The sequence below is a fragment of the Streptomyces sp. NPDC041940 genome (assembly GCF_055589465.1).
In genome coordinates, this window is the sequence record NZ_JBVJBP010000039.1 from 1 (window position 1) to 14,788 (window position 14,788).

Here is a 14,788-nt window from a genome sequence, read left to right on the forward strand (position 1 = left end):
GTTCTCAAGGAACGGTCGCTTCCTTTGTACTCACCCTCTCGGGCTTTCCTCCGGGCTGCTTCCCTTCGGTCTTGCGTTTCCGACTCTATCAGATCCTTTTTCGATCCGATTCCCTGTCGGCGGGAATTGCCGTGGGCCTCTGGCTTTCGCCTGTCGGCCTTTCGACATTCACTACGTTAGCCGATTCGCCGTCCAACTCATAATCGAGTCTGTCAGCGTCGAATTCAGGCATGCGAGCACGCCGAATTCGCCCCTGCTGAGGGGAGAGACTAGGTAGTGGGTTGGCCGCTTCCGAGTGCTGGCGATTGCCTTACCCGTTTCAGCGGCTCGGGCCACATTACGCACCTTGCGGGGACGCGTCAACTTCGGCGGCGCCTCGGGACGTGGGCGCGATAGGGGCTCACCGTCGGGTCGTCGGCGACCCAGAAGCGCCAGGGGTGTACGGCGCCGTCGCCGGACACCCCGGTGCGGGGGCCGTTGAGTACCTGGTCGGAGGGCACGGGAGTGCCGGTCAGCATGCGGAGGGGGGTGTCCTCGGGGGTGCACGCGTCCGTGCCGTCCAGGGAGCGGTCCACGCCCAGGGCCGTGGCCAGCCGGGCGGGGCCTTTGGCCAGTTCCTTGTCGTTGCGGGCCGAGAGTCGACGGGTGCGGGCCAGTTCGGCGCCCTCGATGATCTCGCCGGCGCGGAGCAGGACCGCGCTCGCCTTGTCCTCGGGGCCGCACACCAGGTTCATGCAGAACCACATGCCATAGGTGAAGTAGACGTAGACGTGTCCGGGCGGACCGAACATCACGTCGTTTCGGGCCGTGCGACCGCGATAGGCGTGGGAGCCGGGGTCGTCGGAGCCGTCGTAGGCCTCGACCTCTGTGAGGCGCAGGGCGATCGGACCGTCCGGGGTGGTGCGTACCAGGATGCGGCCGAGGAGGTCAGGGGCCACCTCGAGGACGGGCCGGTCGAAGAACTCCCTGGACAGGGGCGTACGGTCGGGGGTCGCGATCATGCCGTCCGAGGGTACTCAAGACGGGTGGCGCGGCGGGGTGGCCAGCGGGCACCGGCCTTGCCAGGGTGAGGGGATGGAACCGGCCACGGCCGGATCGCGTTTGTATGGATCAAGGATCCACCCGTAGTGGGCGAGAGGGAGAGACATGGCGTTCAAGAAGCTGCTCGCGAGCCTGGGGGCCGGCGGGGCTTCGGTCGAGACGGTGCTGCACGAGGTCAACGTCGTCCCGGGCGGTGTCGTCCAGGGTGAGGTGCGGATCCAGGGCGGGTCCGTGAATCAGCAGATCGAGGGGCTCTCGGTCGGGCTGCAGGCCAAGGTCGAGGTGGAGAGCGGCGACCAGGAGTACAAGCAGGACATCGAGTTCACGAAGTCGCGGCTGGGCGGGGCGTTCGAGCTCCAGGCGAACGCGGTGCACGCGGTGCCGTTCGGGCTGGAGATCCCGTGGGAGACCCCGATCACGATGATCGACGGGCAGGCCCTGCGTTCGATGAACATCGGTGTCTCCACGGAGCTGGAGATCGCGCGGGCCGTGGACTCGGGTGACCTGGACCCGATCAACGTGCACCCGCTGCCGGCGCAGAAGGCGATCCTGGACGCGTTCATCCAGCTGGGCTTCCGGTTCAAGAACGCGGACATGGAACGCGGTGTCATCCGGGGTACGCGGCAGAAGCTGCCGTTCTACCAGGAGATCGAGTTCCACCCGCCGCAGCAGTACCGGGGGCTGAACCAGGTCGAGCTGAGCTTCGTGGCCGATGAGCAGGCCATGGACGTGGTGCTCGAGATGGACAAGAAGCCGGGGCTGTTCAGCGAGGGCAGCGACACCTTCCGCTCCTTCAAGGTGGGGCTGCAGGACTACCAGGGCACCGACTGGACCGCGTACCTCAACCAGTGGCTGTCCGAGGTCGGCAGCAAGCGCAACTGGTTCTAGACGCAGGGCCTAGGCTCGGGGCTGACCGAACGAATCGATCAGGAGGTACCGAGGTGACCGAGCTCAAGCGGCGGCCGCTCCCCCACGACTTCCATCCGCCCGTGCCGTCGTTCACGGTCACGAGCAAGGATGTCGAGGAGGGTGCGACGCTCCAGGACGCTCAGGTCTACGCGGCCGGCAACACCTCGCCGCAGTTGCGGTGGGAGGGCTTCCCGCCCGAGACCAAGAGCTTCGCCGTGACCTGCTACGACCCCGATGCCCCTACGGGCAGCGGGTTCTGGCACTGGGTGCTGTTCGACATCCCGGGCTCGGTGACCGAGCTGCCGGTGGGTGCGGGCAGTGGCGCGTTCGAGGGTCTGCCCGAGGGTGCGATCCAGGCGCGCAACGACTACGGAAGCCAGGAGTTCGGGGGTGCCGCGCCGCCGCCCGGGGACGGTCCGCACCGCTACGTGTTCACGGTGTACGCCGTGGATTCGGAGAAGCTCGGTCCGGATGCGGCGGCTTCGCCTGCCGTCGTGGGCTTCAACCTGCGGTTTCACACCATCGGGCGTGCCCAGCTGATCGGTGAGTACGAGGTGCCCGCCGAAGGCTGAGCCGTCGTCCGGCGATCCCAGCGTTCACAGAACGTTTGCCCGCTCCTGGTCTTGGAATTGATCAGGAGCGGGCATTTTTGTTGCCGGGGGCACGGGGGTCACCCCCCGTGAGAGCAGCAGATATTGCGTTGTCCATCTCGGCGTGCCCGGCCAGAGTTGATCCCAGCCCGCCAGGGGGTGGGCCGGTGCACACGGGAGGTGGGCTGGTATGCGGGACACGCTGGTACTCAACGCGAGCTTCGAGCCGCTGTCGACGGTAACGCTGAACCGAGCCGTCGTTCTGGTGCTTCAGGACAAGGCCGTCGTCGAGCAGTCCCACCCCGAACTGCGGATGCGGGGAGCCGCGGTCGACATACCGGCGCCCCGTGTGATCAGGCTCTGCCAGTTCGTACGGGTGCCCTTCCGAAGACGAGCACCGTGGTCGAGGCGGGGTGTGCTGGTCCGGGACCGGAACCGGTGCGCGTACTGCGGGAGGCGGGCGACGACGGTCGACCACGTGGTGCCGCGGTCGCGGGGCGGGCAGGACACGTGGCTGAACACGGTGGCCTCGTGTGCGGAGGACAATCACCGTAAGGCGAACCGGACTCCGGTCGAGGCGGGTATGCCGTTGCTCCGGGAGCCGTTCGAGCCGACGCCGGCGGACGCGATGCTCCTGGCGCTGGGGCAGGACGACTTCGACGCGCTGCCGGAGTGGCTGGCGCAGCCCGCTGCCTAGTTGTCATGCGAAGGGGCCCGCTTCTCCTGGAAGCGGGCCCCTTCGGGTGTGCCGGGTCAGTCGATGGACGGCTTCTCGCGGCGTTCCTGGGCGGGGACGCCGGCTCCGGATCCGCCTCCGTTGCCACCGGAACCGCCGCCGAGGCCGCCGAAGTTGCCCATCGCGCCGGAGAGGCCCTTGAGGGCGTCGCCGATCTCGCTGGGGACGATCCAGAGCTTGTTGGCGTCGCCCTCGGCGATCTTCGGGAGCATCTGGAGGTACTGGTAGGAGAGGAGCTTCTGGTCCGGGTCTCCGGCGTGGATGGCCTCGAAGACCGTACGGACGGCCTGGGCCTCGCCCTCGGCGCGCAGTGCGGCCGCCTTGGCCTCACCTTCGGCGCGCAGGATCTGGGACTGCTTCTCACCTTCGGCGCGCAGGATCTCGGACTGCCGGACACCTTCGGCCTGGAGGATCGCGGCGCGCTTGTCGCGGTCGGCGCGCATCTGCTTCTCCATCGAGTCCTGGATGGAGGTGGGCGGTTCGATCGCCTTGAGCTCGACGCGGTTGACGCGGATGCCCCACTTGCCGGTGGCCTCGTCGAGGACGCCGCGCAGGGCCGCGTTGATCTCCTCGCGGGAGGTCAGGGTCCGCTCCAGGTCCATGCCGCCGATGATGTTGCGGAGCGTGGTGACGGTGAGCTGCTCGATCGCCTGGATGTAGCTGGCGACTTCGTAGGTGGCGGCCCGCGCGTCGGTCACCTGGTAGTAGATGACGGTGTCGATGTTGACCACCAGGTTGTCCTGGGTGATCACCGGCTGCGGCGGGAAGGGGACGACCTGTTCACGCAGGTCGATGCGGTTGCGGATGGTGTCTATGAACGGGACCACGATGTTGAGGCCCGCGTTGAGTGTCCGCGTGTAGCGGCCGAACCGCTCGACGATGGCCGCACTGGCCTGTGGGATGACTTGGATCGTCTTGATCAGGGCGATGAAGACCAACACCACCAGAATGATCAAGACGATGATGACCGGTTCCATCGTCGTTCCCCGTACCCTTCTCCGCCTCGGCGACTTCGGCAGATCTTATGGTTGTTGAAGATCTTGCTGGTCGAGTCTGTCAGACCGTCGCGTAGCTGGCGAGGAGTTCACTCCAGTTACGTCCTGCGAGGTCACATGACGATCGCAGTGGCTCCCTCGATGTCCACGACGTCCACTTCCTGGCCTACTTCGTAAGCGCGGTCGGTGTCGAGGGCGCGGGCCGACCAGACCTCTCCGGCCAGCTTGATCCGGCCGCCGGAGGCGTCGACGCGTTCCAGGACGACGGCTTGTCTGCCCTTCAGCGCGTCCACGCCCGTGGCGAATTGGGGCCGCTGGGCGCGATGCCGGTTCGCGATGGGCCGTACTACGGCGATGCCGGCGGTCGAGACGACGGCGAAGACCGCGACCTGGGCGACGGCTCCGCCACCGAAGACGCCGGTGACCGCCGCCGCGGCGACGGCGCCCACCGCGAGCATGCCGAGTTCGGGCATCGCGGTGACCACGAGCGCGATACCGAGCGCTGCCGCGCCGATCAGCCACCACAGCCATGCGTCGATTTCCACATGGTCATGGTAGGTCCGACGCCCCTGTCACCGACAGGGCGCCCGCCGTGTGAAATGCCGTTCCTACTCTGGCATTTGAGCGGCGTGGGGCCGGGTCAGGACAGCGGGAGGCCCTGTGCGGTCCAGCGCTCGCCCGACTGTTCGACGACGAGCGGGAGGCCGAAGCAGAGGGAGAGGTTGCGGGAGGTGAGTTCGAGCTCCAACGGACCGGCGGCGAGGACCTTGCCCTGGCGGATCATGAGGACGTGGGTGAAGCCCGGGGGGATCTCCTCGACATGGTGCGTGACCATGAGCATCGAGGGGGCGATGGGGTCGCGGGCGAGCCGGCCGAGGCGGCGGACGAGGTCCTCGCGGCCACCGAGGTCGAGTCCGGCGGCGGGCTCGTCGAGGAGGAGCAGCTCGGGGTCGGTCATCAGGGCGCGGGCGATGAGGGTGCGCTTGCGCTCGCCCTCGGAGAGCGAGCCGAACCTGCGCTCCAGGTAGTCGCTCATGCCGAGGCGGTCGAGGAAGGCGCGGGCGCGCCGCTCGTCGATCTCCTCGTAGTCCTCGTGCCAGGTGGCGGTCATGCCGTACGCGGCGGTCAGCACGGTCTCCAGGACCGTCTGGCGCTTGGGGAGCTTCTCGGTCATGGCGATGCCGGCCATGCCGATGCGCGGGCGCAGCTCGAAGACGTCGGTGCCGGGCCTGCCGAGGGTCTCGCCGAGGATGGCGGCGGTGCCCGAGCTGGGGAAGAGGTAGGTGGAAGCGAGGTTGAGGAGGGTGGTCTTGCCGGCGCCGTTCGGGCCCAGGATGACCCAGCGCTCGCCCTCCTTGACCGACCAGGAGACCTGGTCCACCAGAGCCCGGCCCTCGCGGACCACGGATACGTCCTGAAGCTCCAGAACATCGCTCATGAGCGCGTTGTCTCCCCTTGCAGTGTGGCCGGTCTCGGCTGTCGCGTAAGCCTGTGGCTCGGTCCGCCGCGCCGGTGGGCGCAGCCCTCCATGAAATCTACGCCACCGGTCGGTCCGGGCATTCCCTCGGTCCGGGTCTTGGGCTCTCTTAGGGTGGAGGCATGCTCTCGGAACCGCGTGCTGGACGTCTCGCAGCTTGGGGAAATGCCCTTTTGGCCGGACTTGTCTCACCTGATGACGCCGTGCTCGCCATCGTCGGCGAGGACGCGGTGCACCGGGTGGAGGGGCTGCCAGGGGAGTCGGCGCCCGTCGGGCTCACGCTCGCGCTGGGGCGGCTGCGGACGCTCGGGGTGACCGGGCTGCGGCTCGCGCTGCCCGCGCCCGGGCATCCGCTGGGGCTGAGCGGGCCGCCGGAGTTCAACGCGCGGGCGCTGGACGCCGAGCAGGCGGTGGTCTGTTACGGCGCCTCGTTCGGGCTGGTGCCGGAGGTGTACGAGGCAGGACCCGAGGGTGATGTGCATGTCGAGGTCGTGTGGCATGTGCTGCCCGTGCGGGAGGCGCCGCCCGCGGATGTGCCGTCGCTGGGTGAGGCCGAGCGGGAGCTGGCGGAGGCCCTGCGGGAGGCGACGGAGGTGCTGACGCGGCTGGATGTGGCCGGGTCGGGGCCGGTGGCCGAGGCGGCGGTCGACGCGTATCGGGCGCGGGCCGAGCGGGGGCGGGAGGTGCTGGCGCCGGGGTATCCGCCGCGGGCCGTGCGGGTGCTGGAGCTGGCGCAGCGGGTGGGGACGTTGATCGTGGTGGCCACGGAGAGTGGGCACGGGGGTGCGGTGAGTGCGTCCGAGATGGGGGCGCGGCGGGAGGCGTTGCGGCCGGTGGAGCGGACGGCTCGGCGGGCGCAGGTCGCGGCGTACAACTCCGTTGTGGAGGAGCGGGAGCGGGGGGTGCGGTGACGGTCGGTTGTGTGGTGCTCGGCGTTGGGGCTGGGGGCGGGGCGTTGCGCAGCCCGGCGTAGCGGGGTGCCGCTGCGCCCACCCGTGCCGCCCCTGGCGGCACGCATGCCCGCAGCTCGGGCGGCACGCATGCCCGCGGCTATGCCGAACGGCCTCCCGGGTGGGGCCGGGAGGCCGGGGGTCACCTGTGGCTCGGAGGCGGAGGTGAAGTCAGTGGTTGACGGCGAGGTTGCCGAACGCCGGGTTCAGGACGCCGATGACGTTCACGCTGTTGCCGGAGACGTTGACCGGGACGTGCACCGGGGCCTGGATCACGTTGCCCGAGGCGACGCCCGGGGAGCCCACGGCGCTGCCGTCGGCGTGCGAGCCGTTCGTGGCGGAGGCCATGCCCGCACCGGCGGCCAGCAGTCCACCGGTCACCATCGTCACGGCAGCGGCCTTCTTCAGGTTCTTCACTTCTGAGCCCTCCTTGCGATCGCCGCGGCAGGCGCCGCGGCACGCACTGGAGAACGGCGGAGACCAGCCGAGGATGCGCCATCCGAGGGACATTCCCACGACAGTATGAATCTCGGTCCGGACTGGAACCTTCCGCGTTGCCGTGGGGTGAGGGTGTCAGCCGGTCACGCCATGGCGAACGGCCCACAGAGCGGCCTGGGTTCGGTCGGACAGGTCGAGCTTCATCAGGATGTTCGAGACGTGGGTCTTGACGGTCTTCTCGGAGAGGACGAGCGCGCGGGCGATCTCCCGGTTGGAGCGGCCGTCCGCGATCAGGCCGAGTACCTCACGCTCCCGGTCGGTGAGCGAGCCGGCCCTTCCCGGCCCCGAGTTGGCCTCCTCCTGGGACAACAGGGCTCCGGCGACCTCCGGCTGGAGGAGGATGTGCCCGGCGTGGACGGAGCGGATCGCTCCGGCGAGGGCGTCGGGGTCGACGTCCTTGTAGACGTAACCGGCGGCGCCCGCGCGCAGGGCCGGCACCACCGTGCGCTGCTCGGTGAAGCTGGTGACGACGAGCACGCGGGCGGGGTTGCCGAGTTCGCGGAGTCTGCGCAGGGCGTCGACACCGTCCATGCCCGGCATCTTGACGTCCATGAGGATGACGTCGGGCTTCAACTCCTCGGCGCGGTCCACTCCTTCGGCGCCGTCCGCGGCCTCGCCGACGACCTCGATGTCGTCCTGCACCTCGAGGAACGTGCGCAGGCCCCGGCGGACGACCTGGTGGTCGTCGACGAGCAGCACCTTGATTGCGTCAGCCACCAGGGACCTCCATCTCGATCGTGGTGCCCTTTCCGGCCACCGATTCCACGGTCAGCGCGCCGCCGGCCCCGCTCGCCCGGTCCCGCATGGAGACCAGGCCCAGATGGCGCCCCGCGCGGCGCACCGCCTGGGGGTCGAAGCCGCAGCCGTCGTCCGTGACCCGCAGGACGGCTCCGCCGCCGCGGCGGTCCAGGGTCACGTCGACGTGCTCGGCGCCGGAGTGGCGCAGGGCGTTGTGCAGGGCCTCCTGGGTGACGCGCAGGACGGCTTCCTCCTGGGATGTGGGCAGGGCCTTGACGCCATGGCAGGCGAAGGTCACGCGGGCCGTGTGGGCACGGTCGAGGACCTGGACCTGCGTGCGCAGGGTGGCCACGAGGCCGTCCTCGTCGAGGGCCGCGGGGCGCAACTCGACGACCGCTGCGCGCAGTTCGTCCGCGGCCTCGGCGGCCAGCACCGCCACCTGATGGAGCTCCCCTTTGGCGCGGGAGGGGTCCCGGTCCACCAGGCGGGTCGCGGCCTGGGCCGTCAGGCGGAGGGAGAAGAGCTTCTGGCTGACCGCGTCGTGCAGTTCGTGGGCGAGGCGGGAGCGCTCCTCGGCGATCGTGAGTTCACGGCTGCGTTCGTAGAGGCGGGCGTTGGTGAGGGCGATCGCGGCGTGCTGGGCGAGGATGCCGAGGAGTTCCTCGTCGTCCGCCGTGAAACCGCAGCCGCCTTCGGGCTTCTCGCACGGGGGGTGTGGGGGGTGGCCCCCCACAGGGCGCAGCTTGTTGGCGAGGAACAGCGCGCCGATGACCTCGTCGCCGTCGCGGATCGGCAGGCCCAGGAAGTCGACCAGGTCGGGGTGGGCCTTCGGCCAGCCCTCGAAGCGGGGGTCCTTGCGGACGTCGGCGAGGCGCTCGGACCTGGCCTCGTGCAGCATCGCGGCGAGGATGCCGTGCTGGCGCGGGAGGGGGCCGATGGCCTTCCACTGTTCCTCGCTGACGCCGTCGACCACGAACTGGGCGAAGCCGCCGTGATCGTCCGGCACGCCGAGCGCGGCGTACTGCGCGTCGAGCAGCTCGCGGGCCGAGGCGACGATCGTCTTGAGGACGTCGCGCACCTCGAGATGCCTGCTCATGGCCAGCAACGCGGAACTCACCGCGGCGAGGCCGGACCGGGGACCGTGACTCATGTCATCACGGTACCGGCGGGCTGTGACAGCGCGGATCGGACCGGTGGCGGCGGGTGCCCGGTCCGGTGGGCCTAGGTCGCGAGGCCGAGTCGGCAGGGCGGCGCGGCGTAGGGCCTGGGGCGCCGGGCCTGCGGCGTAGGGCGAAGGGACCCGGTGGATTGCGGCCCGCGTCCGAGGTGGCCGGGGCGGCTCCGTTCCTACGTTGAGGGCACGCGATCACGACGAGGGAGCCGATCATGCCTGTTGCGATCATCACCGGGGCCTCGAAGGGCCTGGGCCGTGCGCTCGCCGAGGCCCTGGCCGGGCGTGGCTGGGACCTGGTGCTCGATGCCAGGGGTGCCGAGGCGCTGAAGGAGGCGGCGGAGGCCGTCTCCGCGCACGGCACGCGCGTGACCGCCCTGCCCGGGGACGTCACCGACGCCCGGCACCGGGCGGAGCTGGTGGCGGCGGCGTGGCGGCTGGGCGGCGTCGACCTGCTGGTGCACAACGCGAGCGCGCTGGGCGCCGAGCCGCTGGTGCGGCTGGAGGAGCTGCCCCTGGACGGGCTGCGCCGGGCGCTGGAGGTGAACCTCGTGGCGGGGCTCGGTCTGGTCCAGGAGGCGCTGCCGCTGCTGCGGGTGTCGGGGGCGGGCACGGTCGTCGCCGTCAGCTCGGACGCGGCGGCCGAGGCGTACGGGACCTGGGGCGGCTACGGGGCGTCCAAGGCGGCTCTGGACCAGCTGGTGGCGGTGCTCGCCGTGGAGGAGCCGGGGCTGCGGGTCTGGGCGGTGGATCCCGGGGACATGGCCACGGGCCTGTACGCGGCGGCCGTACCGGACGATCACGATCCGCGGCCGGAGCCGGCGGCTGTGGTGCCGGGATTCCTGCGGCTGCTGGACGAGCGTCCGGCGAGCGGGCGGTACGGGGCTCCGGCCCTGCTGGACGGGGCCCGATGACACCGGCGGTGCGCGTACCGGAGGAGTTGTCGGCCCGGGTGCCGGTCGAGCAGCGGGGGCCGGGGCTGGACCGGGACGCCGTACGGATGCTGGTGTCGCGGGGTGCCGGGGTGGCGCATCACACGTTCTCGGAGCTGCCGCGGCTGTTGCGGGCGGGGGATCTGCTGGTGGTCAACACCTCGGCCACGCTGGCGGCGGCCGTCGACGGGTGGATCGGGCACGCGCGCGTGGTGGTGCACTTCTCCACCTCCGGGGACGACGGCCGCTGGGCGGTGGAGCTGCGGGAGCCCGACGGGCGGGGCACCACGCGCACGCGGGCGGCCGGGCCCGCGGGGACGGAGGTGTGCCTGCCGGGAGGCGTACGGCTGGCGCTGGAGGAGCCGCTGAGCGGGCGGAGCGGGCGGCTGTGGTGGGCGCGGGTGGCCGGGTCCGGGATCGCGGGGCTGCTGCGGGAGTACGGGCGGCCCATTCGCTACTCCTACACGGAGCGCGACCAGCCGCTGTCCGTCTACCAGACGGTGTTCGCGCTGCCGTCGGCGGACGGGGCGGGCTCCGCGGAGATGCCGAGCGCGGCGCGGCCCTTCACGGCGCGGCTGGTGGCGGAGCTGGTGGGCCGGGGGGTGCGGTTCGCGCCGGTCACGCTGCACACGGGGGTGGCGTCGGCGGAGGCGCACGAGCCGCCGTATCCGGAGCGCTTCGCGGTGCCCGGGGCGTCGGCGCGGCTGATCAACGCCGCGCGGGCCGGTGCGGGCCGGGTTCTCGCGGTCGGGACGACGGCCGTGCGGGCCGTGGAGTCGGCGGCGGGGGACGACGGGGTCGTACGGCCGCGGGCGGGGTGGACCTCTCTCGTGGTGACCCCGGAGCGCGGGGTGCGGGTGGTGGACGGGCTGCTGACCGGGCTGCACGAGCCGGAGGCATCGCATCTGCTGATGCTGGAGGCGATCGCCGGGCGGGCGGCGGTCGAGCGGGGATACGAGGCCGCGCTGCAAGGCCGCTACCTCTGGCACGAGTTCGGGGACGTGCACCTCCTCCTGCCCGGGAAGACCCCTCACACAGCGCATTGCTCAAGCAACTGACAGTGCAGCAGATCTTCGCCTGGTGTGAGCCCTCGCATAGGACCCACGTCACGTACGAACGGACGTAGGAGACAAACTCGACGTATTGAGCGGCGCAGACAGTCCAGTCTGCCCCGATTTGCTACTCCCTGATCCACTATCTGACTTCGTACGTCACACCTTTGCCACGCCATTTTGCGGCCGCTAAGAATGGCTGCCGTCGCTCAGCGCCGTGGGTTCACCTCCGCGGCGTTTGTGTCGGAAACACACCGAGTCCAACGCCGGACGCCGAGCGACTCCCGCGCTATTCGAAGAGGTCCAACCACCATGCCCAAGAACATCTTCAGCCGTGGCCCCAGTCGTAACCTGACCCGTCACCACAAGATCGCCATGGCGGGTGTCGCCACCCTCGGCGCCGCCGCCATCGGGTTCTCCGCGGTGCCGAGCGGTGCTTCGACCAAGACCACGACGGAAGCCGCTCAGTCGGCTCCGGTGGCGTTCAGCAACCAGCAGATCAAGGACGTGAAGGCGAGCGTCACCGACCAGATGGCCGGTGCCAGCCTGAAGGCCGAGCAGATCGAGGCGAAGAAGAAGGCCGACGCCGCGGCTGCCGCCAAGAAGAAGGCCGCCGCCGAGGCCGCGAAGAAGAAGGCCGAGGCCGCGCGCGAGGCCAAGGAGGCCGCGAGCCGCGACGCCAAGCGCGCCGAGGCCAAGAAGGCCGCCAAGAAGACCTACCCGAACAACCTCGACGGCTGGATCCGCGAGTCGCTCGACGTCCTGAAGAAGCACGACATCCCGGCGTCCTACGACGGCATCCACCGCAACATCATCCGCGAGTCGGCCGGTGACCCGAAGGCCATCAACGACTGGGACATCAACGCCATCAACGGCGTCCCGTCGAAGGGCCTGCTGCAGGTCATCCCGCCGACGTTCAAGACCTGGCACGTCGCCGGCACCTCCTGGGACATCTATGACCCGGTCGCCAACATCACCGCCGCCTGCAACTACGCGGCCGACAAGTACGGCTCGATGGACAACGTCGACAGTGCGTACTGAGGTAGCGCGGACCTCTGCTCGCTGAACGAGAAAACGCCGAAGGGCGGCACCCTCTTGACGAGGTGCCGCCCTTCGGGCGTCTTGCCGAGGTGACTACTTGCGCATGACCTCGGGCTCGTGGCGGCGCAGGAAGCGTGCCACGAAGAAGCCGCAGAGCACGCCGAGCGCGAGGAGCGCGCCCATGTCCATGGCCCAGGCGCCGACCGTGTGCTCCCACAGCGGATCGTTGTCGCCGGCGGTCTCCGGCGGGGCGATCTTGTTGAAGTCCAGCGTGGCGCCGGACGCGGCGACCGCCCAGCGCGACGGCATCAGGAACGAGAACTGGTTGACGCCGATCGAGCCGTGCAGCGTGAACAGGCAGCCCGTGAAGACGACCTGGATGATGGCGAACATCACCAGCAGCGGCATGGTCTTCTCGGCGGTCTTCACCAGCGCGGAGATGATCAGGCCGAACATCATCGAGGTGAAGCCCAGGGCCATGATCGGGATGGAGAGCTCGACGAGGGTCGCGCTGCCGAGGACCAGGCCCTCCTCGGGGATCTCCCGGCTGGAGAAGCCGATGACGCCGACCAGCAGGCCCTGCAGCACGGTGATCATGCCGAGCACGAAGACCTTGGACATCAGATACGCCGAGCGGGACAGGCCGGTCGCGCGCTCCCGCTCGTAGATGACCCGTTCCTTGATCAGCTCACGGACGGAGTTCGCCGCGCCCGCGAAGCAGGCGCCGACCGCGAGGATCAGCAGGACCGTGGTGGCGGTGCCGTTCGGGATGATCCGGCCGGTCTGCGGATTGGCCGGGTTCGGCAGCAGGCCCTTGTCCGCGTCGATGAGGAGGCTGACCGCGCCGAGCACGGCCGGCAGGATCACCATCAGGGCGAGGAAGCCCTTGTCGGACACGATCACCGAGACGTAGCGCCGCACCAACGTGACGAACTGGGACATCCAGCCCTGCGGCTTCGGCGGCTTCATCGCCTGCATGGGCGGAACCTGTACGGACTGCGGCGCCACGGCGTCGATGTCCGCGGCGTACATCTGGTAGTGCTGCGAGCCCTTCCAGCGGCCCGCCCAGTCGTAGTCGCGGTAGTTCTCGAAGGCGGAGAAGACATCGGCCCAGGTGTCGTAGCCGAAGAAGTTCAGCGCCTCCTCGGGCGGACCGAAGTAGGCGACGGAGCCGCCCGGCGCCATCACGAGGAGCTTGTCGCAGATCGCCAGCTCGGCCACGGAGTGGGTGACGACGAGGACCGTACGGCCGTCGTCGGCGAGGCCGCGCAGCAGCTGCATGACGTCGCGGTCCATGCCCGGGTCGAGGCCGGAGGTCGGCTCGTCCAGGAAGATCAGCGAGGGCTTGGTGAGCAGCTCCAGGGCCACCGAGACGCGCTTGCGCTGGCCGCCGGAGAGGGAGGTGACCTTCTTCTCCTTGTGGATGTCCAGCTTCAGCTCGCGCAGCACCTCGTCGATACGGGCCTCGCGCTCGCGGGCCGTGGTGTCGGCGGGGAAACGGAGCTTGGCCGCGTACTTCAGGGCCTTCTTGACGGTCAGTTCCTTGTGCAGGATGTCGTCCTGCGGGACCAGACCGATGCGCTGGCGCAGCTCGGCGAACTGCTTGTAGAGGTTCCGGTTGTCGTAGAGGACCTCGCCCTGGTCGGCCGGGCGGTAGCCGGTGAGCGCCTTGAGCAGGGTCGACTTGCCGGAGCCGGACGGGCCGATGACCGCGATGAGCGACTTCTCGGGGACGCCGAAGGAGACGTCCTTGAGGATCTGCTTGCCGCCGTCGACCGTGACGGTCAGATGGCGGGCGGAGAAGGACACCTCACCGGTGTCGACGAACTCCTCGAGCCGGTCCCCGACGATCCGGAACGTCGAGTGGCCGACGCCGACGACATCGGCCGCGCCGAGCAACTGCCCGCCGCCCTTGGGGATCGGCAGGCCGTTGACGTACGTGCCGTTGTGCGAGCCGAGGTCGCGGATCTCCATGCGGCCGTCGGGCGTGGCGTGGAACTCGGCGTGGTGCCGGGAGACCTGCAGGTCGGAGACGACCAGCTCGTTCTCCAGGGCGCGGCCGATGCGCATCACGCGGCCGAGGGAGAACTGGTGGAACGTGGTGGGGCTGCGGTCGCCGTGGGCCGGCGGCGCCCCCGCGGCACCGCCGGGGGCCTGCTGCTGCTGCGGGATGTGCCCGCCGGGCTGCTGCGACTGCGGCTGCTGCCAGCCGGCCTGCGGAGCCTGCTGCTGGTGGGGCGCCTGCTGGGCCCAGCCGGGGTTCGCGCCCTGCGCGGCGTACGGCTGCTGCTGAGGCTGGGCCTGCGGCGTGGCGACGGAGGAGGCGGCGTCGGAGAGGTTCAGACGCGGTCCGTCGGTGGCGTTGCCCAGGTTCACCGCCGAGCCCGGGCCAAGCTCCAGGTGGTGGATCCGCTGCCCCTGCACGAACGTGCCGTTGGTGCTGCCATGGTCCTCGATGACCCAACTGCGGCCGTTGAAGCTGACCGTGGCGTGACGCCAGGAGACCCTGGCGTCGTCGAAGACGACGTCCCCCTGCGGATCACGTCCGAGGGTGTATGCCCTGGACGGATCGAGCGTCCAGGTACGTCCGTTTGATTCCAGTACGAGTTCCGGCACTCCATGCCCCACTGAGTTGTCCCCCGAGTTACCCCCGACATG

General features: G+C 70.0%; 15 protein-coding genes. 7 read left to right on the plus strand and 8 right to left on the minus strand.

Going from position 1 to position 14,788, the window contains the following annotated elements; all coding sequences use genetic code 11:
• Positions 1 to 359: 359 nt before the first annotated feature.
• The gene (locus tag ACZ6I3_RS38765) at positions 360 to 1,001 is read right to left on the minus strand and encodes a DNA-3-methyladenine glycosylase (protein ID WP_469421035.1); all 642 of its coding nucleotides are present in this window, start codon (positions 999 to 1,001) and stop codon (positions 360 to 362) included.
• A gap of 145 nt (positions 1,002 to 1,146) precedes the next feature.
• On the opposite strand from ACZ6I3_RS38765, the gene ACZ6I3_RS38770 reads away from it, so the two are divergent.
• From ACZ6I3_RS38770 to ACZ6I3_RS38780, 3 genes are all read left to right on the plus strand, one after another.
• The gene (locus tag ACZ6I3_RS38770) at positions 1,147 to 1,929 is read left to right on the plus strand and encodes a sporulation protein (RefSeq protein WP_469421036.1); all 783 of its coding nucleotides are present in this window, start codon (positions 1,147 to 1,149) and stop codon (positions 1,927 to 1,929) included.
• Positions 1,930 to 1,982: 53 nt separating this feature from the next.
• Entirely contained in the window at positions 1,983 to 2,522 is a 540-nt protein-coding gene (locus ACZ6I3_RS38775; RefSeq protein ID WP_469421037.1) for a YbhB/YbcL family Raf kinase inhibitor-like protein, read from the plus strand.
• Positions 2,523 to 2,730: 208 nt separating this feature from the next.
• Entirely contained in the window at positions 2,731 to 3,237 is a 507-nt protein-coding gene (locus ACZ6I3_RS38780) for an HNH endonuclease (protein WP_469421038.1), read from the plus strand.
• Positions 3,238 to 3,293: 56 nt separating this feature from the next.
• Here ACZ6I3_RS38780 and ACZ6I3_RS38785 read toward each other — a convergent pair whose 3' ends face one another.
• The 3 genes from ACZ6I3_RS38785 to ACZ6I3_RS38795 form a co-directional block, all read right to left on the minus strand.
• A complete protein-coding gene (locus ACZ6I3_RS38785; RefSeq protein WP_184599739.1) occupies positions 3,294 to 4,253 on the minus strand; it encodes an SPFH domain-containing protein in 960 nt (319 codons plus the stop codon).
• 131 nt (positions 4,254 to 4,384) lie between these two features.
• Positions 4,385 to 4,816, minus strand: coding sequence for an NfeD family protein (locus tag ACZ6I3_RS38790; protein WP_382828464.1), 432 nt, complete (start codon positions 4,814 to 4,816; stop codon positions 4,385 to 4,387).
• Positions 4,817 to 4,911: 95 nt separating this feature from the next.
• Complete coding sequence (locus ACZ6I3_RS38795) at positions 4,912 to 5,709, minus strand: ABC transporter ATP-binding protein (protein ID WP_469421039.1); 798 nt, start codon at positions 5,707 to 5,709, stop codon at positions 4,912 to 4,914.
• A gap of 161 nt (positions 5,710 to 5,870) precedes the next feature.
• Here ACZ6I3_RS38795 and ACZ6I3_RS38800 point away from each other — a divergent pair, with 161 nt between their 5' ends.
• The gene (locus tag ACZ6I3_RS38800; RefSeq protein WP_189730197.1) at positions 5,871 to 6,659 is read left to right on the plus strand and encodes a hypothetical protein; all 789 of its coding nucleotides are present in this window, start codon (positions 5,871 to 5,873) and stop codon (positions 6,657 to 6,659) included.
• 210 nt (positions 6,660 to 6,869) lie between these two features.
• On the opposite strand, the gene ACZ6I3_RS38805 is transcribed toward ACZ6I3_RS38800, so the two are convergent.
• The 3 genes from ACZ6I3_RS38805 to ACZ6I3_RS38815 all read right to left on the minus strand — a co-directional run bounded on the left by ACZ6I3_RS38805 (position 6,870) and on the right by ACZ6I3_RS38815 (position 9,084).
• Entirely contained in the window at positions 6,870 to 7,115 is a 246-nt protein-coding gene (locus ACZ6I3_RS38805; RefSeq protein WP_469421040.1) for a chaplin, read from the minus strand.
• A gap of 156 nt (positions 7,116 to 7,271) precedes the next feature.
• On the minus strand, positions 7,272 to 7,913 hold the full coding sequence (locus ACZ6I3_RS38810) for a response regulator transcription factor (protein ID WP_328337677.1): 642 nt from the start codon (positions 7,911 to 7,913) through the stop codon (positions 7,272 to 7,274).
• Positions 7,906 to 9,084, minus strand: a complete 1,179-nt coding sequence (locus ACZ6I3_RS38815; protein ID WP_469421041.1) for a GAF domain-containing sensor histidine kinase — start codon at positions 9,082 to 9,084, stop codon at positions 7,906 to 7,908. Before ACZ6I3_RS38815 ends, ACZ6I3_RS38810 begins: the two co-directional genes overlap by 8 nt.
• A gap of 236 nt (positions 9,085 to 9,320) precedes the next feature.
• Here ACZ6I3_RS38815 and ACZ6I3_RS38820 point away from each other — a divergent pair, with 236 nt between their 5' ends.
• The 3 genes from ACZ6I3_RS38820 to ACZ6I3_RS38830 all read left to right on the plus strand — a co-directional run bounded on the left by ACZ6I3_RS38820 (position 9,321) and on the right by ACZ6I3_RS38830 (position 12,130).
• Complete coding sequence (locus ACZ6I3_RS38820; protein WP_469421042.1) at positions 9,321 to 10,019, plus strand: SDR family NAD(P)-dependent oxidoreductase; 699 nt, start codon at positions 9,321 to 9,323, stop codon at positions 10,017 to 10,019.
• Positions 10,016 to 11,095, plus strand: coding sequence for an S-adenosylmethionine:tRNA ribosyltransferase-isomerase (locus ACZ6I3_RS38825; protein ID WP_469421043.1), 1,080 nt, complete (start codon positions 10,016 to 10,018; stop codon positions 11,093 to 11,095). Before ACZ6I3_RS38820 ends, ACZ6I3_RS38825 begins: the two co-directional genes overlap by 4 nt.
• A 306-nt stretch (positions 11,096 to 11,401) precedes the next feature.
• Positions 11,402 to 12,130: a transglycosylase SLT domain-containing protein gene (locus ACZ6I3_RS38830; protein ID WP_469421044.1), complete on the plus strand. Its 729-nt coding sequence runs from the start codon at positions 11,402 to 11,404 to the stop codon at positions 12,128 to 12,130.
• 93 nt (positions 12,131 to 12,223) lie between these two features.
• Here the strand turns inward: ACZ6I3_RS38830 and ACZ6I3_RS38835 are convergent, their stop codons facing one another.
• Entirely contained in the window at positions 12,224 to 14,746 is a 2,523-nt protein-coding gene (locus ACZ6I3_RS38835) for an ABC transporter ATP-binding protein/permease (protein WP_469421045.1), read from the minus strand.
• Positions 14,747 to 14,788 lie beyond the last annotated feature (42 nt).